This is a genomic window from Paenibacillus sp. FSL M7-0420 (assembly GCF_038002345.1).
GTDB lineage: Bacteria > Bacillota > Bacilli > Paenibacillales > Paenibacillaceae > Paenibacillus_AQ.
In genome coordinates this window covers 7,356,974-7,382,705 of the sequence record NZ_JBBOCJ010000001.1, presented here as the reverse complement: position 1 = coordinate 7,382,705, position 25,732 = coordinate 7,356,974, and the positions used below count along the sequence as shown (strand labels likewise).

At 46.6% G+C, this 25,732-nt stretch carries 25 protein-coding genes, 1 tRNA gene and 3 rRNA genes; 5 read left to right on the top strand and 24 right to left on the bottom strand.

Features of this window, described 5'->3' with window-relative positions:
* Positions 1 to 76 precede the first annotated feature (76 nt).
* On the top strand, positions 77 to 943 hold the full coding sequence (locus MKX51_RS31860; RefSeq protein WP_235218517.1) for a septal ring lytic transglycosylase RlpA family protein: 867 nt from the start codon (positions 77 to 79) through the stop codon (positions 941 to 943).
* Positions 944 to 1,022: 79 nt separating this feature from the next.
* Here MKX51_RS31860 and MKX51_RS31855 read toward each other — a convergent pair whose 3' ends face one another.
* The 3 genes from MKX51_RS31855 to MKX51_RS31845 form a co-directional block, all read right to left on the bottom strand.
* Positions 1,023 to 1,655: a recombinase family protein gene (locus tag MKX51_RS31855; RefSeq protein ID WP_340995233.1), complete on the bottom strand. Its 633-nt coding sequence runs from the start codon at positions 1,653 to 1,655 to the stop codon at positions 1,023 to 1,025.
* A gap of 214 nt (positions 1,656 to 1,869) precedes the next feature.
* Positions 1,870 to 2,502 (bottom strand): hypothetical protein, encoded by a 633-nt coding sequence (locus tag MKX51_RS31850; RefSeq protein ID WP_340995232.1) that lies wholly within the window; start codon positions 2,500 to 2,502, stop codon positions 1,870 to 1,872.
* Positions 2,503 to 2,523: 21 nt separating this feature from the next.
* Positions 2,524 to 3,087, bottom strand: coding sequence for a matrixin family metalloprotease (locus MKX51_RS31845; protein ID WP_340995231.1), 564 nt, complete (start codon positions 3,085 to 3,087; stop codon positions 2,524 to 2,526).
* Between the two features lie 351 nt (positions 3,088 to 3,438).
* Between MKX51_RS31845 and MKX51_RS31840 the strand changes: the two genes are divergently transcribed.
* The 3 genes from MKX51_RS31840 (at position 3,439) to MKX51_RS31830 (ending at position 4,728) form a co-directional block, all read left to right on the top strand.
* Positions 3,439 to 3,765 carry an RNA polymerase sigma factor gene (locus MKX51_RS31840; protein WP_340995229.1) on the top strand — a complete coding sequence of 109 codons (327 nt, stop codon included), beginning with the start codon at positions 3,439 to 3,441 and terminating at the stop codon, positions 3,763 to 3,765.
* 196 nt (positions 3,766 to 3,961) lie between these two features.
* Positions 3,962 to 4,198, top strand: coding sequence for a hypothetical protein (locus MKX51_RS31835; RefSeq protein WP_340995227.1), 237 nt, complete (start codon positions 3,962 to 3,964; stop codon positions 4,196 to 4,198).
* Between the two features lie 218 nt (positions 4,199 to 4,416).
* Positions 4,417 to 4,728, top strand: coding sequence for a hypothetical protein (locus tag MKX51_RS31830; protein WP_340995225.1), 312 nt, complete (start codon positions 4,417 to 4,419; stop codon positions 4,726 to 4,728).
* Here MKX51_RS31830 and MKX51_RS31825 read toward each other — a convergent pair.
* The 5 genes from MKX51_RS31825 to MKX51_RS31805 form a co-directional block, all read right to left on the bottom strand.
* Positions 4,725 to 4,892, bottom strand: a complete 168-nt coding sequence (locus MKX51_RS31825) for a hypothetical protein (RefSeq protein ID WP_340995224.1) — start codon at positions 4,890 to 4,892, stop codon at positions 4,725 to 4,727. The two genes, MKX51_RS31830 and MKX51_RS31825, sit on opposite strands and share 4 nt — an antisense overlap.
* A 5-nt stretch (positions 4,893 to 4,897) precedes the next feature.
* Positions 4,898 to 5,278: a hypothetical protein gene (locus MKX51_RS31820; RefSeq protein WP_340995223.1), complete on the bottom strand. Its 381-nt coding sequence runs from the start codon at positions 5,276 to 5,278 to the stop codon at positions 4,898 to 4,900.
* Positions 5,279 to 5,341: 63 nt separating this feature from the next.
* Positions 5,342 to 5,533, bottom strand: a complete 192-nt coding sequence (locus MKX51_RS31815; protein WP_340995220.1) for a ribbon-helix-helix domain-containing protein — start codon at positions 5,531 to 5,533, stop codon at positions 5,342 to 5,344.
* Positions 5,534 to 5,868: 335 nt separating this feature from the next.
* Positions 5,869 to 6,915: a hypothetical protein gene (locus MKX51_RS31810; protein WP_340995219.1), complete on the bottom strand. Its 1,047-nt coding sequence runs from the start codon at positions 6,913 to 6,915 to the stop codon at positions 5,869 to 5,871.
* A gap of 222 nt (positions 6,916 to 7,137) precedes the next feature.
* Positions 7,138 to 7,830 (bottom strand): copper amine oxidase N-terminal domain-containing protein, encoded by a 693-nt coding sequence (locus MKX51_RS31805; protein ID WP_340995217.1) that lies wholly within the window; start codon positions 7,828 to 7,830, stop codon positions 7,138 to 7,140.
* 272 nt (positions 7,831 to 8,102) lie between these two features.
* Between MKX51_RS31805 and MKX51_RS31800 the strand changes: the two genes are divergently transcribed.
* A complete protein-coding gene (locus MKX51_RS31800) occupies positions 8,103 to 8,882 on the top strand; it encodes a phosphodiester glycosidase family protein (protein WP_340995215.1) in 780 nt (259 codons plus the stop codon).
* A gap of 9 nt (positions 8,883 to 8,891) precedes the next feature.
* Here MKX51_RS31800 and MKX51_RS31795 read toward each other — a convergent pair whose 3' ends face one another.
* The 16 genes from MKX51_RS31795 to greA all read right to left on the bottom strand — a co-directional run bounded on the left by MKX51_RS31795 (position 8,892) and on the right by greA (position 25,677).
* The gene (locus MKX51_RS31795; protein ID WP_340995213.1) at positions 8,892 to 9,134 is read right to left on the bottom strand and encodes a hypothetical protein; all 243 of its coding nucleotides are present in this window, start codon (positions 9,132 to 9,134) and stop codon (positions 8,892 to 8,894) included.
* Between the two features lie 518 nt (positions 9,135 to 9,652).
* Positions 9,653 to 9,937 carry a hypothetical protein gene (locus tag MKX51_RS31790; protein ID WP_340995212.1) on the bottom strand — a complete coding sequence of 95 codons (285 nt, stop codon included), beginning with the start codon at positions 9,935 to 9,937 and terminating at the stop codon, positions 9,653 to 9,655.
* Between the two features lie 44 nt (positions 9,938 to 9,981).
* Positions 9,982 to 10,125 (bottom strand): hypothetical protein, encoded by a 144-nt coding sequence (locus MKX51_RS31785; RefSeq protein WP_340995210.1) that lies wholly within the window; start codon positions 10,123 to 10,125, stop codon positions 9,982 to 9,984.
* Between the two features lie 378 nt (positions 10,126 to 10,503).
* On the bottom strand, positions 10,504 to 10,986 hold the full coding sequence (locus MKX51_RS31780; RefSeq protein ID WP_340995208.1) for a tyrosine-type recombinase/integrase: 483 nt from the start codon (positions 10,984 to 10,986) through the stop codon (positions 10,504 to 10,506).
* On the bottom strand, positions 10,970 to 11,431 hold the full coding sequence (locus MKX51_RS31775) for a site-specific integrase (protein ID WP_340995207.1): 462 nt from the start codon (positions 11,429 to 11,431) through the stop codon (positions 10,970 to 10,972). Before MKX51_RS31775 ends, MKX51_RS31780 begins: the two co-directional genes overlap by 17 nt.
* A 133-nt stretch (positions 11,432 to 11,564) precedes the next feature.
* Positions 11,565 to 11,653 (bottom strand) — tRNA-Ser (locus tag MKX51_RS31770).
* A gap of 65 nt (positions 11,654 to 11,718) precedes the next feature.
* Positions 11,719 to 13,008 carry a serine--tRNA ligase gene (serS, locus tag MKX51_RS31765; protein WP_340995205.1) on the bottom strand — a complete coding sequence of 430 codons (1,290 nt, stop codon included), beginning with the start codon at positions 13,006 to 13,008 and terminating at the stop codon, positions 11,719 to 11,721.
* A 90-nt stretch (positions 13,009 to 13,098) separates the two neighbouring features.
* Positions 13,099 to 13,683 (bottom strand): pyridoxal 5'-phosphate synthase glutaminase subunit PdxT, encoded by a 585-nt coding sequence (pdxT, locus tag MKX51_RS31760; RefSeq protein WP_340945709.1) that lies wholly within the window; start codon positions 13,681 to 13,683, stop codon positions 13,099 to 13,101.
* 18 nt (positions 13,684 to 13,701) lie between these two features.
* The gene (pdxS, locus tag MKX51_RS31755; protein WP_036724406.1) at positions 13,702 to 14,583 is read right to left on the bottom strand and encodes a pyridoxal 5'-phosphate synthase lyase subunit PdxS; all 882 of its coding nucleotides are present in this window, start codon (positions 14,581 to 14,583) and stop codon (positions 13,702 to 13,704) included.
* A gap of 120 nt (positions 14,584 to 14,703) precedes the next feature.
* Positions 14,704 to 16,098 carry a D-alanyl-D-alanine carboxypeptidase family protein gene (locus MKX51_RS31750; protein ID WP_340995203.1) on the bottom strand — a complete coding sequence of 465 codons (1,395 nt, stop codon included), beginning with the start codon at positions 16,096 to 16,098 and terminating at the stop codon, positions 14,704 to 14,706.
* Positions 16,099 to 16,224: 126 nt separating this feature from the next.
* Positions 16,225 to 17,682 carry an IMP dehydrogenase gene (guaB, locus tag MKX51_RS31745; RefSeq protein ID WP_076084859.1) on the bottom strand — a complete coding sequence of 486 codons (1,458 nt, stop codon included), beginning with the start codon at positions 17,680 to 17,682 and terminating at the stop codon, positions 16,225 to 16,227.
* Positions 17,683 to 18,040: 358 nt separating this feature from the next.
* Positions 18,041 to 18,157, bottom strand: a 5S ribosomal RNA gene (gene rrf, locus MKX51_RS31740).
* 78 nt (positions 18,158 to 18,235) lie between these two features.
* Positions 18,236 to 21,281 (bottom strand): 23S ribosomal RNA (locus MKX51_RS31735).
* Positions 21,282 to 21,575: 294 nt separating this feature from the next.
* Positions 21,576 to 23,136, bottom strand: a 16S ribosomal RNA gene (locus tag MKX51_RS31730).
* The 16S, 23S and 5S rRNA genes sit together here, the layout of an rRNA operon.
* A 381-nt stretch (positions 23,137 to 23,517) precedes the next feature.
* Positions 23,518 to 25,032, bottom strand: a complete 1,515-nt coding sequence (gene lysS / locus MKX51_RS31725; protein WP_340995201.1) for a lysine--tRNA ligase — start codon at positions 25,030 to 25,032, stop codon at positions 23,518 to 23,520.
* 165 nt (positions 25,033 to 25,197) lie between these two features.
* A complete protein-coding gene (gene greA / locus MKX51_RS31720) occupies positions 25,198 to 25,677 on the bottom strand; it encodes a transcription elongation factor GreA (RefSeq protein ID WP_036696487.1) in 480 nt (159 codons plus the stop codon).
* Between the last annotated feature and the right edge of the window lie 55 nt (positions 25,678 to 25,732).

Here is a 25,732-nt window from a genome sequence, read left to right as displayed (position 1 = left end):
AAATGAGAAGGACGGGACCCTTCTTATTTTAAATGTCCCACCTCTTTCATACTAAAATGAAATGAGGGATTTTCTCATGGCTAATACTGCTACTGTTAATCTAATTACTGGTGACGTATATGGTTTGTACATTAACGGAAAATATATTGTTGGTGATACGTTTTCTCGTGTAGATGCCGTTAAACAGCGTTTGAATTACATTTTTGCCGATCCTAACCGGGATCTTGACTTTATTACTCCATCATATGAGAACGGACAATATGTCATTAGCTGTCCACGTGTACGCCGAAATGTAGGCCAGGTCACTTATCTGTACGACACAAACGGCAGTGATGGTTGGAAACAGCATCCGTCTAAACTCTATGAACCGACCCACTGGAGCAACTCAGGAGCAAGTACCACCCAAACGGCAATCATGACAGCATCTGGCCCTATGCCTTGGCATAATGCCCTTTTGACTGCCAACCAAATTCGTGCGGCAGTTAATCCGAACTTTGCCAGCGCAGCCGGTGACAATCCACTTAAAGCGCTCGTCGCTCCGACAAATACAGGTGCTTCCGTGCAGAGCGTCATTTCTTCCAGTGCTCGTTGTGATTTTTACGGACACCCTTGCCAAGGTACTGCGGCAGGCACAACCTCTCCATCATGTTCAGGATACAGCGACCTGAGTGCATATCAGAATATTTCAAATACCACTGTAGGTAACGGAGAAGTGCTTCACCCTGTCGATTTAACGTGTGCCATGACATCGACTAATAGTTGGAGCAGCACATACCGTAATAAGTATATTAAAGTCACAAACCTTTCCAACAACCAGTCTATCGTTGTTCGGGTAACCGATACCGCGCCTGCCAATCGTGGAGTGGAATTGACGTATCGTGCATGGGTAGGCATTGGTAAACCGTCTGGAGCAAACAGCGTGAAAATTGAACTTATGAGCTAATCATTTTGACAACCAAAAAAGGCATGACTCAATTAATAAAGAGTCATGCCTTTTGCTATATAGACTTAGGATCAGATGCTTACTGTGCATATTCAATTTTTCCCGAAAGATCAGACTCGTAAATTTTGACCAGCTTATAAAAACTGGTTTTTGAAATCTTTAGTTCGTCCATGGCAACGATTGCGGGAATACTCCCAGCCTTCCATTTTGAATACGTTTGTATAAACTCTTTTGTAATTTCAAGCTTTGGTCTACCAAATTTCACACCTTTCGTTTGAGCAACTTGAATACCTTCAGCTTGACGAATACGATTCTTTTTCCTCTCCTGTTCAGCTCCCCAGGCTAACATGCTAAGGAACTGATCTTCCAGCAGCTTCCCCATATCACCCAGGGCCTTGAACCGGCGACTGTCGAATAAGCTTTCGTTTTCCAAGCATACAATATCAGCATTTAATTCCCGTGTGATATATTTCCACTCCCGGAGGATGCCGTCATAGTCTCTGCCCAGCCGATCCAGAGCATCCAGGTATAATAAATCTCCTTCTCTCAGCACAAGACGCATAGCCTTATACTGTTCTCGGTCAAAGTCTTTCCCGCTCTGCTTATCTACAAAAGTAAAACGATCTTCAATGCCCAGCTCCCGAAATTTTTGGAGCTGTCGTTCTGGGTTTTGGTCTTTGGCTGAAACTCGCCCATAAGCTATATCTACCATTCTAAGTTCTCCCTTCATGGGTGTACTTAAAAGTGTAAATCATTGGCGAACGTTCGTAAATGATTAAATAAGACTTTTGCGAACTATTTTCTATTGGTTTTTCTTCGTTCGTAAAAGCATGCTTTTCGAGACACAAAAAATAGAGAAGACGACTTTTACAACATCGCTTTCTCTCATTAGCCCAAACCACATTTTATACAACCTTAATTTTAACTCAATTTAAATATGCTTCGCGTGCAACCTCAAAAATAACCTCTAATTGTTCCCGCGTATCTTCGTCTCCCTGGAATTGTGCATTGGTTGCATCTTTAGATAACATGCCCATATTCGTAGTCGGTACTTTACCATAAACAACACCACGGATAATGTATACACCAGGATCAGTGAGGCTTTCTCTTAGAAACAACAAATATTCTTCGTTTTCATTCATCAACTGATATCCTAATGTGCTGTAAACTCTTGATGAGTCGACCGCTGCATTCTCTTGGACTATGATGGTTTCCCCACTGGACAACTTTTGATCGGTATTATTTTTAAACACATCGCTCAGTTCAAAGTTTGATAATGTGCGATAGTCAATAGCCAGTCCGTCCACATCTTTCTTCATAATCACTTCTTCAACCCCGATCTTTATTCCTTTAACAACAATGTCTGTTTGAGAGTCCATTTCGGAAAACGTTTCGAAACTAATAGCACTACCTTGGGAAATTGCGTAAGGAATCGATTTCGCTCTTGCTGTATCTACTCCCCCTTGTTTAGCAAATACGGGAATCAATACAAGAACTGTAGCGACTAATGCGATCGAAAGTCCGGTAATTAAAAACTTTGGTTTCAACACCTTCAGCACAATGCTTCCCCTCCGTAAAATTTATTGATAAATCGCCTTTATACCATCAAAGTCGTCTTGCAGAGGATAGGTACCATAAATCCAGCCCGACTGACGCATAATGGCATTCGTTGTATTAGAGTGTTTGAGTCCTAATGAATGTCCTATTTCATGGGTAGCCGTTTCTTTAGCACGTGCTGGCTCCAGGGATTTAGCCCTTGGTTCATTCCAGCGAATAACTGAGTTTGAGTAATTGCCTGTCCAACTTGGAGTTCCCCAAGAATAGTTCAACGTGTCAGCATACACATCCCCAATATCGGTTGAACTACCATAAAATTTAATATGCGCTCCTGTAGCGCTATTTTGTTTGCTGAACCATACGCATGGCGAGCTGTTCCAAGCCACTCCACCATGATCAGAGGCACTTGTAAAACCAATAAACGCCACTGAGCTATCAATCCAATAGGTTAGCATATCCGGACTGCTCCATTTACCACCGTGAGTAAGATATGCGCTTGATTGCGTCGGAAATGTTGATACGAGAAAAGCTGACATCAACGTTACAATTGTAAAGCTCTTTCCAAAACGTATTTTCTTAGCCTTCATAAGAAACCCCATCCTCCTTTGAGTGTTTACCTGCACAGGAATGGAGTGGATCATTGTCTCATTATTCTAAATGATCCATCCGAGAGAAATGTTTCCAAACCCTAAAATTTTCAACACCCAACCTCCTTCAGAAGAAATTCATTTCCAGCTGTACAGGAAGCAAATAGAAGCTTCTAAACTGCTCCTATGATATATAACGATGGTAAGTGGAGAATCCCGACCTTTTATTCCAAATATTTTCCATGTCAGATATACTTGATGTGTTGCAGTTAATAATCCTACTCACTGAACACTAAGATAAAAAACCATTCACCACATAATGGGGGCGAGTGCGCCAATGATGGATAATAAATGGTTCTATTTATCACTACCGCAATTGATTTTATAAGGAAGGCAAATAAAGAAGCTGAAATTTTAAATGCCCTCGGCCCTCTTTACGAAACTTCTAATGGTTGCTTCACTATAGAAGCACTGTTAGAAGAAAAATGGATGCGTGAGGAATTATATAGTGCCATCGAAGAATTACATAATGACCAGCGCCAAATGGTTGAACTGTTCTATATAGATGAAAAAAGTTCTAAAGAAATTGGTGTCATCGTGAATATAACAGAAGCTGCTACCTTTAAGAGATTGCAAAGAGCTAGGAAAAATCTTCGTGAACTTATATCACAGAATTAGATTTCAGCATGCCCCCGAAATAAACAACTTTCTTCCATTTAGATATACTAAAGGCACATTCCGAAAGTATCGGTCAAAAGCAGCTCTAGGCATACTTGCCCGGAGCCGCTTTTGTTGAGACAAATATTATATTGCGTATCGTAACGCAATATAATATAATATAAGTATGTAAATTTAAGGAAAGGAGAGGGGATTCGTGGATATTTTAGATGTTACCAATTATACCGAGTTGATTGGCAATATAGGGTTTCCGATTTTGATTGCACTAATCTTGTTAAGAACGCTGCTCGGCAGCTTTAACAAAAGACTAGATTCCCTAGATAAGCGCTTGACGCAACTTAATAAGACCATGACATTAATATTGAAAATATTGGAGAAAGATCGCTCCTCTAGTAATACTAGACCAACTGAAAATGATACAAGAGATGTTTAAGGTCAAGTTTACTTTAACTCAAATAATATCGATCAAATTTTTCCAACATTAAACACAATCAAGAAACTTTTGGAACCTGAATCTCGTATAATATGTACTGGTAGTTTTTACATGATAGCCCTTAAAAAAGCGATTCCGTAGTTCTTTATGTTAACATACGAACAAATGTTTGGTATAATTGGAATGCGGACTTCTAATTTGAAAGGGGGAAGAGGGTTTTGGAACAAACCTATAAAGCTATGTCTTCCAGCCAATGTCTCGATCATTTAAAGTCTGAGCTACCGATTAATTTAAGACAACCAGTGATGATTGTTCTTGAATCCGGTCCAGACTCGCAATTTTCTTTTTTTGTAGCCAAGTTGAATTACATATATAGACTTGGGCTTATTGAACACAACAGGCAAGAAAACTACACAGTGTGTCACTGTTTTTCTACCGATACGATTTCTACATCAGAAGACAACTACACCCATGTTACGATTTCCTTGCCCGATCTTGAATTGCTTTATCGGTTAGCATCAGAAGCTTAGCCTTTTTTTTGCTTTTCACTTTTGACTCGTTCGTATTCTTCCTCAATGGTCTTGGATAATAGTTCAGTCGCCGTTACCCCTAACTTCTTCGCGGCCTCGGCCAGTTGCTTCTTCACATAGGCGGGAACATCATAGTGGAACTTCACCTTGTTACCATAGGCCATTGACCTTACCTCCCTTGTTCAATCACATTTTGATATTTTTTCTCAATCAAACGAATCAACAATTTGGTCGCTGAAATGTCTTGCATTTCAGCGGCTTCGATTAACTTTTCTTTAATTTCAGGCTGAAACTCGTATGGCAGTTTAAGACGCGGTTCACTCATATGACCTTTCGGTATAGTCTTCTCTACTTCAATCGCCTGGGTGATCAAGCCCTCCAAGGTGGATTTCGGGGAAACGTTATAACGGGGAAGTGCCCGAGCGAGGTAATACTTTAATGATTCCTGATCCTCTTTACTTATCTCCAGTTGAAATTGTTCCCCATTAAATATAAACTCTCCATCTACCGAGTAGCCGAATAGTGTGAGTGGGTATTTCATCGCAACCATCCTCTCCCTTCAAAATTGTATTATAAAGCGTTTTGTCACGGTACACAATACAAACATAACGAATCACTTTGGTTTCATAATGAGATTTTTAAAAATTGCGTTGCCTTCCATCTTATAATTCTCAATTAAACTATGCGTAGCTATCACAACCAATTGGGTTTGGGATAACCCCGTCTGCTCGGCCATGTCTTTTAAATCCTCTTTCGTACTTGGCGGAAAATACACCGTGAGCCTTGTCTTATCTTTTTCGACCATTCGACCCCTCCTTACTTTCACTATTATTATAACATAAAAAATGTGTTATTAAAACCATAAAAAGACGTTATTTGTTTTGATTTCACCAAACTAGCAGCAGGGATCTTCTTACTTCGGAGTTACTATCGGTCAACGCACATACAAGACTTGGTACAAGGATTACTGGTTGGGTCTTCTCCTTTCAAACGATATGTGATCTATAAGCATTTTATGGTGTCTCATCAGATCGCAAATAACCCGCCCTTTCCGCAATCGGTAATCGGCTAGAAGTTGCCTTCATTAAGGCACAGAAAAAGCCGACATCTAAAGATGTCGGCAGGACCTTTTTTAAAAATTCATCCTCGATTATGAAGGACTAAAGCAACGGGAGTTGAGGCTCCACCACCACTAGTAATTCTGACGGGAACTGTTACAGATTGCCCAGCGTTGATACTAAATCCTCCAATTTTGACCCCTTGAACGGCTGCCTGTGTGACAGGGATACCCGCTACTGGATTGCTCCCTACTTTAACCGCACCAACAAATGCTCCTCCTCGGGGATTGAGATAGAGGTCTGCAGTTTGCTGTTTTCCAGAAGTATTTTGCAACGTCAGATTAATATTGTAAATACCACCAAAGCCGGCCGGATTAGCAAGCATTCCACCGGATGGACTAGGTTCAGGGAAAACTGGCGATGCAGCCCCCAAAACAGAAATACCATTCATACTTGCCGCTGCACCGAAACTGATTGTACGGCCACTCCCCTGCACTTCGGAGTAATTCCACGAGCCTCTCGGATGACCACCAACAGTGCCAATAACACTTCCTTGCCAAGTATTAAGCACCTGTGAAGCAGTAGAACCAGCGACGGTACGAATTCTGGCCGTGATCGGCGTAGGGCTAGTAAGTGTGAACTCAACCAATAAGCCTCTTACCTCATTTGGCTTAAGCTCAAATTCAAGTATTGTTTGGACTTTGTTGAGTCCAATAGTAATATTTGGCGCAGAAGAGTAACTTTGAGCTAAGAGAGTCTCTGCCAAACACGTGCCAACGACGTTCAAGAAATTACTATTTGTCCCAACAACTGAATCGTACCGAATACCACCAACGGTAACAGCACTCGCGCCTGCATTGCCAATAGTAACCCCATATTTTCGTGTGGTATCTGACGAAGGGTTATGATGCCACACAAACAAACGGTAACTAACGGAAGTGGTGTTTGGTACTAGTTCAGACCACATAGTAGCCATTGGTCCACCAGCAAACACGCTGGCATTGAGTGGTTCAGGATTGTCACAAATGTACAACCGACGCCCACTAATACTTGAAAAGCCATCATGAGTTGAAATTGTCGGCGTCATCGGCATAGAAACAGGAATAAGGTTATTTTTAGAACAAGGCATTTTAAATCACTCCTCAGTTAATATTATGTTTTGTTACGTTACGAAATATTATAGGATACAGAACATCGTTTCCTCTATCGTTCAACTAGATCCCGGACACCCACCTGAACGATAAAGCCAAAAGATAATTCATTACCCTAACCGAATAATATCATAATACGTAACATAACGCAATATAATATCCAATAGAAATATCCCCTCTTTTACAAGGGGATATTTCTATTAGCGTTTTAAATTTAGCCCAGGAAATACGGTATGATTATCAAGCGTTTTGGGTTGGCCTGCCAGCCAAGCGCCTTTAATTTTGTATGAACCGTTGTCCACTTGGAAATCTACATTCAATTCCTGAATACCAAGTTCAGCGTCTCCTGCTACCGATTCATACAGTGCAATTCTAATGGTCCAAGTCTCTTTCTCGAATTTGGCATCTTTCACCTTGAAATCAATGGTTGTTGGATTTCCGCCACTTGGAATGATGACATCCGGAGTATAGGTCGGAACATCGCTATCGTATTTATCAGCTACTAGCTCTCGTCCCGTCTGGTCTCTCGCATCATGCTTCATAATGAAACTAATCACAGCATTTCGGGCATTGATGTAAGATACCTGATCGATTTTAGATAGGTCTTGACTCCATACATCAGACTGTGCCGCACCTGCTCCTTGCGATTGGATCGAAGCCGTCTTGGTCTTATTATCCCAATTCACATTGGCTCCTAAAGCTTTGGAGATGAAGCTAAGTGGAACCATCACTCTTCCATTTACAAGTTGAGGCTCAACATCGGACAAAACCTTAGCTCCATTCACTAAAATTTGAGCAGTTTGCTTGGCGAAAACGGTTGTTCCTAGAACCGAAAGCACAAAGATTGAGGCCAAGAAAACCATTCCTGTTTTTCTTATAGTTTTACTCTTCACGTCATTTCCTCCTTCAAAAATTTGTTCTCCATATTATTAGACGTTTGTTCGTTATAAAGGTTGCTTGTTTTTCCCTTTTTTATACAAGGAAGGCAAGGAATACGACTACTCCTACAATGGTAGCAGAACTTATTTCCTCTGCCTTCACCCTCTTCAATGGAGGAATCAAAACAATTTATATTGCGTAACGTTACATATTATTATAATACTACTTAGTGATTTCGCACCATCCCTTAAGTAGCAAATGATACTTTTTATAGGAGGAATACAAAATGAGTACAGCCAAATATACCAGTACGACAATCAATAGAAAAACAGTCCGTTACATTGAAGCTGATTTGGATGCTATTAATGTCGAAGGTATCACCTCGCTAAGTGGCTCAAATAAATTCGGTGTGAATGGTACATTTTTCGGCGGATCTCCTGCGCTTCTTACAGGAATTGCTGTTGCAAAAAGTGGATCTTCTCCCCAACCCGTCGGTCCATCCTCCAGCGGGAGTATTAATGGCACGAGCAGTAAATTATTTAGACGAGGAACAATGTTCCATTTCAGTCCAGACCTAAATGATGGTACTTTCCTCAAAGTTCAGGTACTTCATAACTATACTGATGTTAAAGACAACAGTGGCAATGCAGTACCTAGTTCTCGAATAAAGTGGGCCATTGGAGGTTTGAGCCTGCACTTGAATGAAAACTATACTACCTCCACCCAGTTCTATAGTAGAACTAGCCCGAATCCAAAGGGGATTTGTACGGATATCGAAGAGAATGCAAGTTCTGTGAATAATGTCTGCGACAATGCTGCACGTGCCCGAACTGCAATTGGGTACAAAGCTGGCCGAAAAATCATTTTAGCTGCTATTGAGAGCGCTTCCGTTTGGGATGTTCGTGGAATTATGAAGAGCCTAGACTGCACAATGGGCATTTCTTTGGATGGTGGCAGTTCTACAGGTATTCGAGCCAAAAACTCAAGCGGTGGAACAGTAGCTTGGGGAGCAGTAAGTACTGCTGTTCGTTCCGCCGTAACTGTAAATCCAACAACATGGGTGTAAGAGAAGCAGCTAGTCCCCGCCTTCTTTTTTCACCATCAAGCTTGTAAAAAAAGAACAACCACATGCGGCCTTATTCTTCCCTCTTTTTTTCATAACTCTTTCCTTCTCTAACTTTCTCTGAAAGCCTTCAAGTTGCTTCTTATTACGCACTTCATAATAGTGCAGGTTTACTAATGCCATTTGCATTCCAGTACCTTCGTCAATATAGGGTTTTAATTCATCTTCAAATCCATTCTCGATTACGCTACTCATTCTATTTCCTTCCTGCTCCTTCCGCCATAACTTTGTTAGCTTCAATCCATTTAGCCACTTCTTCAAGCTGATACCTGACCATGTTGTATGATAATTTGACTGAAGGTAATCCCTCAAGTTTCCACCTGCATAGCGTACGCTTAGAAATGCCGTACTTGTCACACACTACATTTGATTTCACTAAACTTTCCATTACCACTTATCCTTTGATTAATTTTCTAAAATAGAGCTTTGATTCAGTCCTAATATGCCTTATTCGGACACATCTATATATTTAAGAATACAGCTTCAAAAATCGCCAAATAGTCGAATGAAATTCAAACTGATAATGGATGCTGGAGAGGAAAGAAAGAACCAAACATGTATAATGCTGATACTGCCAAGTCGCGGAAACAAAAAAAGACGACCTCCGTTTAGAAAGTCGCCTATACAATCAAATATTAGATTTTAAGGAGCAGTACAGTTTTCTCTTTCCTACTGAAATCCGAGGAATTTACGGCGGCGGCAAAGGATAAATATTAGCCTTGTTTTTGCTTCCAATTTTCAACAAACTCAACGAACTCTTCTTTTGTGCCCCCTCCTAGTGCAAGCCTATCTAAACCGCGAACCAACTCGACGCTATCATCGTATGGTAGTCCCATACATTTGTAAGGCTCTAAAATTATATCTCTGAGCATGATTGTCATATCATCTAATGTTGTCCGAGCTTCATTAATATACTGAAAATACATACCAACCATTTCCAGTAACCTCAGAGCTTTTTCATCTTCAATAACTTGCTCTAACGGCTTTATAGAACTCATAAACGCTCACTCCTATTAATCAAGTTTGATGTTCTGAAACTTCATCAATCTTCTCGTCTTTTCTTCTCATTTGACGACTTCATTTGTTCTGCTGTCAGTTTCTTAATAGGCTTAGGTTTAGAATATTTCCTAAAGGTCTTTATCCTTCTGTATTCCTCAATTCCAATGATTTTTCTCTCTTGCTTCAAGCACATCCCTCCTCAAAATTATTTCTTAAACTTTTGCTCAATTAGATACAATACGGCACCAAATAGCATTCCAATTACAAACCAATAAGTTTTCAAAATTTCTTTAATTCCATTCCCTAGATTAGTATCAAAATAGTTAAGAATATTGGTTAAAAATATAGCAAAACACCCCCTTACTAGAAAATAAGGGGGTAGTGAAGTTATAATATAACTTATAATATAAGTGGTATTCCCTCCCATATTATACAACAAAACTAACGCAACCATAATCTTTTATTGTACTGCTCATCAAATCCACAACATCACTTACATTCTTTCTGACCATGCCCAGAGTTCGGGCGGCAGTTACATCATCTTACCTTAGTCCGTAAGCACCACTCATTCTTCTCTGTTCATAAACTTCTCATATTGCTCACGAACATCAGCAACATCTTGATTAACATAACGGTTGACCATCTCCATTGAAGAATGTCCAAGCAATCGCCGTAATGAGAAAGGGTCACCTGTTGCCTTTATATAACGAGTAGCAAATGTATGTCGGAATGTGTGAGGGCTTATACGAACCCCCGTAATCTTTGCCTTCTTCCCGATGTAGCTAATACATCTGGTTGCCCAATTCTTATCTAATGGCTGACCATATTCATTTAGAAATAAATTTGGAGCTTGTCCGTTCATCTCATGCCAAGCGAGGTAAATAACCAATAGCTCTTGGGTTCTTACTCCAAAGTAAACTGTTCGCGCTTTTCTAGTTTTAGCTGATTCTGCACGTACAGAAGCAGAGCGATTCTGTAAATCAACTTCCTGTACAAATATTCTCATACATTCCCCAATACGTACTCCTGTATCAAGCAGAAAAGACATCAGGGGATTCTCTAATAATCCCTTCCCTTATAGCCCAATTGAACATTGCCTTAACTGTACGCAATCTGATATTTATTGTTGAGGGCTTCAACTTTTGAATCGTCAACATAGAGGAAATCCATACACGAATGACATCACGGTTAGGTACAAAGTTATCAAGACCGCTGTACTCCGATGCCAAGAAACGCCGAAACCAGTTCATATGCTTCCTATAGTCTTCTAAGGTGCGTTCTGCTGCTCCTGCCGCTTGTCGTGCGGCATAGTAGCGGTTAAACAGCTTACTCAACGTCAGAGTCTCCTGAGGGGCTTTCACTGCGCCTTGCTGTGTGAATTGGGGCGTTTCCAAGACCGAAGGAGTAAGGCGGTCTAATAACCGCTGAGGTATGTCTAAATTATTCTTTCTTTGTCCCCGTTTATGGGCTGTTTTTCCTGTGTTCACATTCATAATGAATACCTCCCGTTAGATTCTCCTCTAACGGTCACGAACACAAAAAAACGCACCAGACCGCTGTTCAACAGTCTAGTGCGTTTATGTCATATCCACCACAATATCTTATGTGGCGGGGCATTTTAAGGAATGGCGGAGAGGATGGGATTCGAACCCATGTGGGCTTGCACCCTAACGGTTTTCAAGACCGCCCCGTTATGACCGCTTCGGTACCTCTCCAATGCATCGAAATTTCACATGCATTAGGAATTATACCACGCCCCACAAATAATATGCAACTATTATTATTGAGCTGTTTTGGCGGAAATGGATTTCACATTACGCATATACGGCTGCAGGCATTCCGGAATCAGCACACTTCCGTCCTCCTGCTGGTAATTCTCCAGAATAGCTGCTACCGTACGTCCTACAGCCAGGGCAGAGCCATTCAGCGTATGCACGAATTCAGGCTTCGCCTTCGGCTCCTTGCGGTAACGGATATTGGCCCGGCGCGCCTGGAAGTCCTCAGTGTTGGAGCATGAGGAGATCTCGCGGTACATGCCGCTCTCAGGCAGCCACACCTCAAGGTCATACGTCTTGGCAGAGGTGAAGCCCATATCTGCCGTACAGAGCAGCAGGACGCGGTAGGGCAGCCCCAGAAGCTGCAGCACACGCTCAGCGTCGGCTGTCATCTTCTCCAGCTCCTCATAGGAGCTATCCGGGCTGGCCAGCTTCACCAGCTCCACCTTGTTGAACTGATGCTGACGGATCAGACCACGGGTATCGCGTCCGGCAGAACCGGCTTCCGAGCGGAAGCAAGAGCTATAGGCCACATGATACTTCGGCAGATCGCCAGCCGTCATAATCTCTTCACGGTAATAGTTCGTCACAGGCACTTCCGCCGTAGGAATCAGATAATACTCTGTATCCCGCAGCTTGAACAGATCCTCTTCGAATTTGGGCAGCTGTCCCGTTCCATAGAGGCTGTCCTTATTAACAATATAAGGCGGCAGCATCTCTTCATAGTTATGCTCCCCGCTGTGCAGGTCCATCATGAAATTGATCAGGGCACGTTCCAGTCTGGCACCTAGTCCTTTATAGAAGACAAACCGGGAACCCGTAACCTTCGCCGCTGCCTCAAAATCAATGATATCCAGCTGCTGCGCCAGCTCCCAGTGGGATTTCGGAGTGAAACCAAGCTCTGTAGGCTCTGACCAGCGGCGCACTTCGACATTGTCTGCCTCAGAGGTACCTACCGGCACCGATTCATGCGGAATATTTGGGATGCTCATCGTCAGCTCGTCAATCTTGACCTCAAGCTCACGCACCTCGTCATCCAATTCCTTAATCCGGTCAGATACCGTGCGCATTTCTGCGATCAGATCATCAGCCGGTTCCCCGTTCTTCTTCTTCTTGGCTACGTCTCCGGATACAGTGTTCCGGCGGTTCTTGAGCCCTTCCGTTTCCTGAAGCAGCTCACGGCGGCGCTGATCCAGCGCCGGGAAGCCGGCAATCAAATCCAGCGACTTTCCTCTTTTATTCAGTGCCTCTTCTACTCTTGCATAATCGCTGCGCAATACTTTAACATCTAACACAAAGTTTCCCTCCTGAAAACAGCCCAAACTCTTTCAAAATGCTGTTTTGTTTGCAGCTTTGAAAGAGTCAAAGTGTCCTTATATGCGGTTCTATAGATTGGCTGCCATACTGTCCTCTACCATGCCGGCAAAATATTGATGCAGCCTGTAATCATCAGTCAATTCCGGGTGAAACGAGCAGGCCAGCAGATTACCCTGGCGCGCGGTTACAATCTCATCCTTATAGAGCGTAAGCACCTCAACATCAGGACCCACCTCTTCAATAAGCGGAGCGCGGATAAATACCGCCCGCACAGGCTCAGCAATCCCCTTAACCTCCAGATCACATTCAAAGCTTTCCCGCTGGCGGCCAAAGGCATTCCTGGCCACGGTAATATCCATCAGCTCCAGATGACCGGCTTCGTCTCCGGCAATCCGCTTCGCCAGCACGATCATACCGGCGCATGTGCCGAAAATAGGCTTGTCTTGAACCGCGAACTCACGAACAGCCTCAATAAAGCCGTATTTGCGCATCAATTTGCCAATCGTCGTACTCTCACCGCCGGGAATGATCAGACCATCTACCCCGTCTAGCTCCTCTATACGCTTAATAGGCAGGCCCTGTGCGCCAGTCTTCTCAATACTGATAATATGCTCTGTAACAGCGCCTTGAAGCGCTAACACTCCAATTCTCATCCGGAAGCCTTCTCTCTATTATCGGCCGCGTTCCGACATGCGTTCAGCCGGGGACAATGTGGCGATATCAATCCCCTTCATCGGAGCGCCCAGATTCTTGGATACTTCAGCAATCAGCTTGTAGTCCGTGAAGTGGGTTGTTGCTTCGACGATGGCACGGGCGAACTTCTCAGGATTGTCCGATTTGAAAATCCCGGAGCCGACAAACACCCCATCAGCACCCAGATGCATCATGAGCGCGGCATCGGCAGGCGTAGCTACACCACCGGCAGCGAAGTTAACGACAGGCAGCTTGCCCAGCTCGTGAACCTCCAGCAGCAGCTCATACGGAACACCCAGCGTCTTCGCTTCATGATATAGCTCATCAAGCGAGAGGCCGGTCACCTTACGGATCTGGCTGTTGATATGGCGCATATGGCGGACAGCTTCCACGATGTTGCCGGTACCCGGCTCACCCTTGGTGCGGATCATGGAGGCTCCTTCGCTAATCCGGCGCAGCGCTTCCCCAAGATCCTTGGCTCCGCATACAAAAGGAACCGTGAATTCGCGTTTGTTGATATGGAACACTTCATCGGCAGGAGTTAGTACTTCGCTCTCATCGAGATAGTCTACACCCAGAGATTCGAGAACCTTGGCTTCCACATAGTGACCGATCCGCGCTTTGGCCATTACAGGGATACTCACTACCTTGATAACCTCTTCTACAATAGTAGGATCAGCCATACGTGCGACACCACCCGCTGCGCGGATATCGGAAGGTACACGCTCCAGGGCCATTACGGCTACTGCGCCTGCGGCCTCGGCAATTTTCGCCTGCTCTGCATTCATGACGTCCATAATGACGCCGCCTTTTTGCATTTCTGCCATGCCTCTTTTGACTCGCGAAGTTCCTGTTTCCATATCTACGCCTCCCGTTAGATCTAACCTAATCTAACATTTAATTCTACCGTAAGGCTGTAATATATACAACCTATTTACTGGGATTTTGCCGTGAAGCCAGTACCTGTGCACCTGTTAAGGTTAGAACAGATTTTTAATTCCTTTGAACAGATCACCGAAAAAATCACCGATAGCTCTCAGCAGCAGCTTGAACCAGCCCGCCTTCTCCGCTTCCTCGGCAGTAATCAGGTTCACCGTCTTCTCTTGCGTCTGATTCATTCCTTCAATCTTATAGGAATACGTGACCTTACCTACCTTGCTGGCTCCGGCAATCGGTGCGACCAGCGTAGCCGGATCATTCGTGACCACAGTGGTCTTGATCTGCGGCGATACAGTACCCTTAGGAACCATGAACGTTACTCCGGCTTCGGTAACCACGGGCACTTCTTTATTCTTGCCCTTCAGCACAGGCACGGTTTCAGTTCCCTCAATCACGGCCTTAGGTGCAACTACCTGCTTAATCTCGAAATTATTGAAGCCAAAATCCAGCACCTTCTTCGTCTCGGTGAAACGGTGGGCCTCGGAGTCCGCTCCCATAACTACGCTGATTAGACGCATGCCATCACGCACCGCAGTCCCCGTGAAGCAATTACCGGCGTTAGTGGTATGTCCTGTCTTCAGTCCGTCCAGGCCCGGATAAGCGTATGCCTTGAAATTGGGGATATTCTTGTTGGCTTCCAGCATCCAGTTGTAGTTAATCATCGGCTTCGAATCACGCTCGCGGAATTTATACGATTGAATTGTCGTAAAATCTGTAAACTCCGGATGATCGGTGACAATATATTTGGCCAGAATCGCCGCATCCATCGCAGACATTACTGTTTCGCCTTCACCCTCCGGGCGGAATTTGGCAGGCATGTCCTTACGGTCAAGCCCGGTCGGATTAATGAAATGGGCCGTCTTCATCCCCATCTTCTTCGCCGTTTCATTCATCATAGTGACGAACTGCTGCTCTGAACCGGCTACCAATTCAGCCAAGGCAACCGTAGCATCATTGGCTGAGCCTACCGCCATCGCTATGTAGAGTTCTTTAACTGTATGTTCATCACCCGCAGCCAGAAAAATCCGTGAACCAATCTGCTTGGACGCATTCTCTTGGACAATGACTTTCTGGTCCCAGGAGATCTTGCCGCTATTTACAGCTTCGGTTACAAGATATTCTGTCATCATCTTCGTCATACTCGCCGGAGGCATCGCCTGGTCTGCATTAAGTGAGAGCAGAACCTCCCCTGTAGTAGGCTCAATCAGCACTGCAGATTTCACATTCAGTCCCAGAGATTCCACGCTTGGAATCTTCGCTGCTGCCGTTTTGGCAGGGGTAGCTGCTGCTTTGGTTCCCGCCTCGGTTGTAGCCGGTTTATTTACTGCCTCTGCCATCGCAGAAGCCGCAGGAAATGCTAGCATATTTAGAAGCAGACCTGCTGCCACTGTCTTAATCACAATTTGTTTACTGCTTAGTTTCCGCTTGTACTTCAATGATTACTACTCTCCTTTAATCCTCAGATCAGTGCTTGTTCTATTCTAACACAGGGGTATCTGCAAAAAAAGACAGACAGGACGAATTCGTCCCGTCTGTCGGCAAAATAAGTGATTCTCTCCGGTTTATAGAGAATAGTTCGGGGCTTCCTTGGTGATCTGGACATCATGGGGATGACTCTCACGCAGGCCTGCCCCAGTGATACGGATGAACGAGGTATCATTGCGCAGCTCTTCTAATGTCTTCGTTCCGCAATAGCCCATACCGGAGCGCAGTCCGCCGATCAATTGGTGAACCGTGTCAGACAATGGCCCTTTAAAAGCGACTCGGCCCTCAATGCCTTCCGGTACCAGCTTCTTATCATCATCCTGGAAATAACGGTCTTTACTGCCCTGCTTCATGGCGCTCATGCTGCCCATGCCGCGGTATACCTTGTATTTACGTCCCTGGTAGATTTCCGACTCTCCAGGGCTCTCTTCCGTACCGGCGAACAGGCTTCCCATCATGACTGCAGCAGCACCGGCAGCGATGGCCTTGGTAATCTCTCCGGAGTACTTAATTCCTCCGTCTGCAATCACCGGAATGCCGTATTCACGGGCTACTGTCGCACAATCGTAGATCGCGGTAACCTGCGGAACGCCTATACCGGCAATTACGCGGGTAGTACAGATAGAGCCAGGACCAATACCCACCTTGATTACCGAGGCTCCTGCTTCAATCAATTCGCGGGTAGCTTCGCCTGTAGCCACATTACCGGCTACGATGGTTAGGTCAGGATAAGTCTCGCGCAGCTTACGCACTGCATCGATAATATTGATGTGATGGCCATGTGCGGAATCCACGGTAATCAGATCTACACCGGCTTTTACCAGTGCTTCAGTCCGTTCCAGCGTATCTTTGGAGATCCCGATTGCCGCTCCAACCAGCAGACGTCCGTGAGCATCCTTGGCACCGTTGGGGAACTGGATAGCTTTCTCTATATCTTTAATAGTAATGAGACCTTTGAGAATATTATGCTCGTCTACCAGCGGCAGCTTCTCAATCTTGTGGCGCTGCAGAATGCCTTTCGCTTCCTGAAGAGTGGTTCCTACAGCAGCTGTAACGAGATTTTCATGAGTCATCACTTCTTTGATCTGAATATTGAAATCATGGATGAAACGCAAGTCGCGGTTCGTCAGAATACCGACAAGCTTGCCCTCTTCATCTACGATAGGCACACCCGAAATGCGGTATTTGCCCATCAGAACTTCAGCATCGGATACCCAGTGGTCGGGCGTAAGTGAGAATGGATTGGTAATAACCCCGCTCTCCGAGCGCTTCACACGGTCTACCTCTTCTGCCTGCTGCTCCACGGACATATTCTTATGAATGATGCCGATCCCGCCCTCACGGGCGATAGCAATCGCCATAGCGGCTTCTGTGACTGTGTCCATACCTGCACTCATCAAAGGGATATTCAGCTTCACATTCTTGCTGAGTACAGTGGTTAAGTCCACTTCCTTAGGCAATACCTCGGATTTACGCGGAACCAGCAGCACATCATCAAAAGTGAATCCCTCTTTACCAAACTTATCTTCCCACACCTGGGTCATTCCTCCTCTAAATTCTTTTCTCTACCCGCCCGCCAACTTATGAATAAAGAAACTCCTGCGTCAAGTCCACACCCGATAGACAGCGGTAGAGGCCTGGGAGTTATACATAATTGTGTCTTCTGTTAAGGTTTGAGAGGCTTGTCCAAAAATATATTATTGTCCATCTTAGCAAAGGGCATTTGGCCTGTCAAGAATATTACACCGCTCTGTGAAGGGATTAGGCAATCCGCCCTCCGGTAAGCGAATTCTTGGACTAAAGTCCGTCTCCAGTGGACAATAGAACAAATTTCGGCGTCATCCCCGGATATACAAAAAGACCACTGTTGAGAAATCAACAGTGGTCTTGTGTGCTTGGCAACGTCCTACTCTCCCAGGACCCTTCGGTCCAAGTACCATCGGCGCTGGAGGGCTTAACGGTCGTGTTCGGGATGGGTACGTGTGGAACCCCTCCGCTATCGCCACCAAACGGGCATTTACAGCGTAAATGCTTCAGGAATTTGATTCCTGAAAACTGAATCCGAAACGAATTTGTGTGTTAGTGTGTTTGGATAAGCCCTCGACCGATTAGTATTGGTCAGCTCCATGCATTGCTGCACTTCCACCTCCAACCTATCTACCTCGTCGTCTTCAAGGGGTCTTACATGTTGGGAAATCTCATCTTGAGGGGGGCTTCACGCTTAGATGCTTTCAGCGCTTATCCCGTCCGTACGTAGCTACTCAGCCATGCTCCTGGCGGAACAACTGATGCACCAGCGGTACGTCCATCCCGGTCCTCTCGTACTAAGGACAGCTCCTCTCAAATTTCCTGCGCCCACGACAGATAGGGACCGAACTGTCTCACGACGTTCTGAACCCAGCTCGCGTACCGCTTTAATGGGCGAACAGCCCAACCCTTGGGACCTACTTCAGCCCCAGGATGCGATGAGCCGACATCGAGGTGCCAAACCTCCCCGTCGATGTGGACTCTTGGGGGAGATAAGCCTGTTATCCCCAGGGTAGCTTTTATCCGTTGAGCGATGGCCCTTCCATGCGGTACCACCGGATCACTAAGTCCGACTTTCGTCCCTGCTCGACTTGTAGGTCTCGCAGTCAAGCTCCCTTATGCCTTTGCACTCTGCGAATGATTTCCAACCATTCTGAGGGAACCTTTGAACGCCTCCGTTACTCTTTAGGAGGCGACCGCCCCAGTCAAACTGCCCGCCTGACACGGTCCCCGTACCCGCTAAGGGCACTAGGTTAGAACCTAGATACGATCAGGGTGGTATCCCAACGGCGCCTCCGCAGAAGCTTGCGCTCCTGCCTCCACGGCTCCCACCTATCCTGTACAGATCGTACCCAAATTCAATATCAAGCTGCAGTAAAGCTCCATGGGGTCTTTCCGTCTTGTCGCGGGTAACCTGCATCTTCACAGGTATTAAAATTTCACCGGATCTCTCGTTGAGACAGCGCCCAAGTCGTTACGCCATTCGTGCGGGTCAGAATTTACCTGACAAGGAATTTCGCTACCTTAGGACCGTTATAGTTACGGCCGCCGTTTACTGGGGCTTCGGTTCACAGCTTCGGATTGCTCCTAACCGCTCCCCTTAACCTTCCAGCACCGGGCAGGCGTCAGCCCGTATACTTCGCCTTGCGGCTTCGCACAGACCTGTGTTTTTGCTAAACAGTCGCTTGGGCCTTTTCACTGCGGCCCCCTCGGGCTATTCACCCTACCGAGGCACCCCTTCTCCCGAAGTTACGGGGTCATTTTGCCGAGTTCCTTAACGAGAGTTCTTCCGCGCGCCTTAGAATTCTCTTCTCGCCTACCTGTGTCGGTTTGCGGTACGGGCACCTTCTCCTGACTAGAGGCTTTTCTTGGCAGTGTGAGATCATGACCTTCGCTACTGTAATTTTCGCTCCCCATCACAGCCCAGCCTTACGATGTGCGGATTTGCCTGCACACCAGCCTCACTGCTTAGACGGACATCCATCAGTCCGCGTCACTACCCTCCTGCGTCACCCCATCGCTCATAGCGGATTACGGTGGTACAGTAATTTCAAACTGTTGTCCTTCGACTACGCCTGTCGGCCTCGCCTTAGGTCCCGACTTACCCTGAGCGGACGAGCCTTCCTCAGGAAACCTTGGGCTTTCGGCGGATCAGATTCTCACTGATCTTTTCGTTACTCATACCGGCATTCTCACTTGTATACTCTCCAGCGCTCCTTACGGTACACCTTCAACGTATATACAACGCTCCCCTACCCCAGGATCGACTTCACTCCAGCTTCGAAGTCTGTGTTTATCCCCTGAAAGCATTTAGCCATTCACCCCTTCGGATGTTTCACGGCATCAATGTCAATCTGGATAAACACGCCTCAAAGGCGCAGTGAAGTCGATCCTAGCCATAGCTTCGGTGGTGTGTTTAGCCCCGTTACATTTTCGGCGCAGAGTCACTCGACCAGTGAGCTATTACGCACTCTTTCAATGGTGGCTGCTTCTAAGCCAACATCCTGGTTGTCTGTGCAACTCCACATCCTTTCCCACTTAACACACACTTGGGGACCTTAGCTGATGGTCTGGGCTGTTTCCCTTTTGACAATGGATCTTAGCACTCACTGTCTGACTCCCGGCAAGAAGTAAATGGCATTCGGAGTTTGACTGAGCTTGGTAACCCTTGCGGGCCCCGCACCCAATCAGTGCTCTACCTCCACCACTCCATTCACCGAGGCTAGCCCTAAAGCTATTTCGGGGAGAACCAGCTATCTCCGAGTTCGATTGGAATTTCTCCGCTACCCCCACCTCATCCCCGCATTTTTCAACATGCGTGGGTTCGGGCCTCCAGTGCGTGTTACCGCACCTTCACCCTGGACAGGGGTAGATCACACGGTTTCGGGTCTACGTCCACATACTAAATCGCCCTATTCAGACTCGCTTTCGCTGCGGCTCCGGCTTCTCACCTTAACCTTGCATGTTAAACGTAACTCGCCGGTTCATTCTACAAAAGGCACGCCATCACCCATAGAAAGGGCTCTGACTTTTTGTAAGCACACGGTTTCAGGTTCTATTTCACTCCCCTTCCGGGGTGCTTTTCACCTTTCCCTCACGGTACTGTTTCACTATCGGTCGCCAGGTAGTATTTAGCCTTAGCAGATGGTCCTGCTGGATTCATACGGGGTTTCACGTGCCCCGCACTACTCGGGATCCGTCTCGGAGAGAACACAGTTTAGGTTACAGGGCTTTTACCTCTATCGCGGGCCTTTCCAGACCTCTTCACCTACTCTATTCCTTTGTAACTCCATGTGAGACGTCCCACAACCCCAAGAGGCAAGCCCCTTGGTTTAGGCTGTTCCGCGTTCGCTCGCCGCTACTGACGGAATCACTATTGTTTTCTCTTCCTCAGGGTACTTAGATGTTTCAGTTCCCCTGGTCTGCCTCTGCGTATCCTATGTATTCAGATACGAGTAACTGCGAATTACCACAGCTGGGTTTCCCCATTCGGACACCCCCGGATCAAAGCTTGCTTACAGCTCCCCGAGGCAGTTTCGTTGTTCGCCACGTCCTTCGTCGGCTCCTGGCGCCTAGGCATCCTCCGTGTGCTCTTAGTAGCTTAACCAATGCGTTTCCCCTAAGGAAAATCACGGTAGCAACTAATAACTATTTCCACTTGCTTACACAAGTTTCAGCTAAAAGATGTTCTAAAACGCAAATTCGTTTCGGTATCCAGTTTTCAAGGATCAAGTTGCTGTAAGTTCGGGTCGAACACAACTGTGTCGATTGAAGTTACAGCCGGTTGAGAGCTTAAACTCTCAAAACTGACCAACGAGTGAGTATTCGAACCCAAGGGTTCTTTGGTGGAAGCGAAGCTTCCGATTTGAATGTTTCCGTTGCAGGAAACGATTCTCCATAGAAAGGAGGTGATCCAGCCGCACCTTCCGATACGGCTACCTTGTTACGACTTCACCCCAATCATCTACCCCACCTTCGGCGGCTGGCTCCCTTGCGGGTTACCCCACCGACTTCGGGTGTTGTAAACTCTCGTGGTGTGACGGGCGGTGTGTACAAGACCCGGGAACGTATTCACCGCGGCATGCTGATCCGCGATTACTAGCAATTCCGACTTCATGCAGGCGAGTTGCAGCCTGCAATCCGAACTGAGACCGGCTTTGCTGGGATTGGCTCCACCTCGCGGCTTCGCTTCCCGTTGTACCGGCCATTGTAGTACGTGTGTAGCCCAGGTCATAAGGGGCATGATGATTTGACGTCATCCCCACCTTCCTCCGGTTTGTCACCGGCAGTCACTCTAGAGTGCCCAGCTTCACCTGCTGGCAACTAAAGTCAAGGGTTGCGCTCGTTGCGGGACTTAACCCAACATCTCACGACACGAGCTGACGACAACCATGCACCACCTGTCTCAACTTTCCCCGAAGGGCACCTGATGCATCTCTGCTTCGTTAGTTGGATGTCAAGACCTGGTAAGGTTCTTCGCGTTGCTTCGAATTAAACCACATACTCCACTGCTTGTGCGGGTCCCCGTCAATTCCTTTGAGTTTCAGTCTTGCGACCGTACTCCCCAGGCGGAGTGCTTACTGTGTTAACTTCGGCACCAAGGGTATCGAAACCCCTAACACCTAGCACTCATCGTTTACGGCGTGGACTACCAGGGTATCTAATCCTGTTTGCTCCCCACGCTTTCGCGCCTCAGCGTCAGTTACAGCCCAGAAAGTCGCCTTCGCCACTGGTGTTCCTCCACATATCTACGCATTTCACCGCTACACGTGGAATTCCACTTTCCTCTTCTGTACTCAAGTCACCCAGTTTCCAGTGCGACCTCAGGTTGAGCCCAAGGTTTAAACACCAGACTTAAATAACCGCCTGCGCGCGCTTTACGCCCAATAATTCCGGACAACGCTTGCCCCCTACGTATTACCGCGGCTGCTGGCACGTAGTTAGCCGGGGCTTTCTTCTCAGGTACCGTCACTCCGGCAGCAGTTACTCTACCGGACGTTCTTCCCTGGCAACAGAGCTTTACGATCCGAAAACCTTCATCACTCACGCGGCGTTGCTCCGTCAGGCTTGCGCCCATTGCGGAAGATTCCCTACTGCTGCCTCCCGTAGGAGTCTGGGCCGTGTCTCAGTCCCAGTGTGGCCGTTCACCCTCTCAGGTCGGCTACGCATCGTCGCCTTGGTGGGCCGTTACCCCACCAACTAGCTAATGCGCCGCAGGCCCATCCCCAAGCAGCAGATTGCTCCGCCTTTCATTCTCTCCTCAGGAGAAGAAAGAAATTATCCGGTATTAGCTACCGTTTCCGGTAGTTATCCCAGGCTTGAGGGCAGGTTGCCTACGTGTTACTCACCCGTCCGCCGCTAAGTTTGAAAGGAAGCAAGCTTCCTCTCAAACTCCGCTCGACTTGCATGTATTAGGCACGCCGCCAGCGTTCGTCCTGAGCCAGGATCAAACTCTCCAAATTGGTATTTAGAAAGAGCGATTGCTCATTTTGAAACATCTGACGAGAATTTACATTCTCTCATTTTGGATCTCACCGAAGTGATCTCCAGATACTCACTCGTTGTTCAGTTTTCAAAGATCAAGCTCGTTGTTAGCGGCGATGTTATCGTCACCAGCAACTCTTATAATATATCATATCCAGCCGATCAATGCAAGCTCTTTTTTTAACTTCTTGTTCGAGCTCGGCGTTGATGTTTCGCGGCCAGAAAAAGAATATATCACGGATAGAGATTCATTGCAAGTATTATTTCTAAATCCTTTGACCAGAGTATTCAATCCCCGATGCCAAGAGAACTGCCTGAGCAGCTCCCTTGGTTATCCGGGTCTGGAATCAGAGAAATCCTCAGTCTTTATTACGCATATGAGGGAACAGCAGCACGTCACGGATAGATGCTGAGTTGGTCAGCAGCATGATCAGACGGTCTACACCGATACCCAGTCCGCCTGTTGGCGGCATGCCGTACTCCAGAGCACGGATGAAATCATCATCCATCTCATGGGCTTCATCATTGCCCTGCTCTTTCTCGTGAATCTGTGCTTCGAAGCGCTGACGCTGGTCAATCGGATCATTCAGCTCGCTGAACGCATTGGCATGCTCGCGGGCCACAATGAACAGCTCGAACCGGTCGGTGAAGCGCGGGTCCTCTTCATTCTTTTTGGCAAGCGGTGAGATCTCTACAGGATGTCCCATTACGAATGTCGGCTGAATCAGCGTCTCTTCCACAAACTGCTCGAAGAACGCATTCAGGATATGTCCGAAGGTCATATGCTTCTCTACCGGTACCCGGTGTTCCTTAGCCAGAGCCTGTGCTTCTTCATCCGTCATCTGAACACCGAAGTCTACTCCGGTTACTTCCTTAACGGCATCCACCATAGTAACGCGGCGCCAGCCTGGAGACAGATCCACTTCCTGTCCTTGATAATTAATTACCTGGGAGCCCAGCACCTCGCTGGCAATATGAGCGATCAGACTCTCTGTCAGATGCATAATGTCCTTGTAATCCGCATACGCTTCATACAGCTCGATCATTGTGAATTCCGGATTATGGCGTGTTGAAATACCCTCATTACGGTATACACGGCCAATCTCATAGACTTTCTCCAGACCGCCGACGATTAGACGCTTCAGGTGCAATTCGATGGCAATCCGCATATACAGCTGCATATCCAGCGTGTTGTGGTGGGTAATAAACGGACGGGCCGCTGCTCCGCCAGCGATGGCATGCAGGGTCGGAGTCTCCACCTCTAAATAGCCCAGCGAGTCCAGATAACGGCGCATCGACTGGATAATCCGTGAACGCATGATGAAGGTCTGCTGTACCTCAGGGTTAATGATCAGGTCCACATAACGCTGACGATAGCGGAGCTCTACATCCTTTAGACCATGATACTTCTCGGGAAGCGGAAGCAGGGACTTGGACAGCACCTCAAGGTTATCCACTTTAATAGAGGTTTCGCCGGTCTTTGTCTTGAACAGGGTTCCCCGGATACCGACGATATCGCCAAGATCAAGGATCGTGAAGGCTGCATATTGCGACTCAGGGATACTGTCCTGGCGCACATAGATCTGGATTTTGCCGCTAAGGTCCTGGATGTGAGAAAAGCTTGCCTTGCCCATGACCCGTTTCGCCATAATGCGTCCGGCCACACTAACCTCCAGCGCCAGCTCGTCCAGCTCTTCCTTGGTTAGCCCGTCGTATTTGGCCAGAAGATCGCCAGCAGCAGCGGTACGCTCATATTTCTTGCCAAACGGATCGATCCCGAGTGCGCGGAGCTCGTCCAGCTTGCCCCGGCGGATCTGCAGCAATTCACTTAATTCATTCTCTGTAGCTTCGACGTTGTTGATTTCTTCCGTCATGTTCTTCATCCTCTCTTACTCACTATACAAAAGAAGAAACGGCTCCGCCCCGATCTAGAGGACAGTCCGTTCCGGTACAAAATATAAGCTGTATGTGTTCACCCATATTTTACGGCTGGCTGTAACTTTGAAAAAAGCTTCCCTAAGGAAGCTTTCGGAACCGTCTTACTTCATTTTGATATCAAGAATTTTATATTGAATGACGCCTGCAGGGACACTAACATCCACAATCGTACCAATCTTCTTGCCGATGATCGCTCTGCCTACAGGGCTCTCATTGGAAATTTTGTTGTTCAGCGGATCGGATTCGGCAGTACCCACGATGGTGTATTCCATAATGTCGCCATACTCCATATCTTCAACGTTCACCGTTACTCCGATGCTTACCACATCTGTCACGATCTCATCGCTATTAATAATACGGGCATTGCGGAGCATCTTCTCCAAAGTAAGAACCCGTCCTTCAATGAAGGCCTGTTCATTCTTCGCGTCTTCATATTCCGAGTTCTCACTGATATCTCCGTAGCCGATGGCCACTTTGATACGTTCCGCTACTTCGCGGCGTTTAACGGATTTGAGGAACTCCAGTTCTTCTTCCAGACGCTTAAGTCCGTCCGGTGTAAGGATGACTTCTTTATCGCTCATCTTAACCGATTCTCCTGTCGTATACATTTATTGAAAACACCATACTATATGCGAA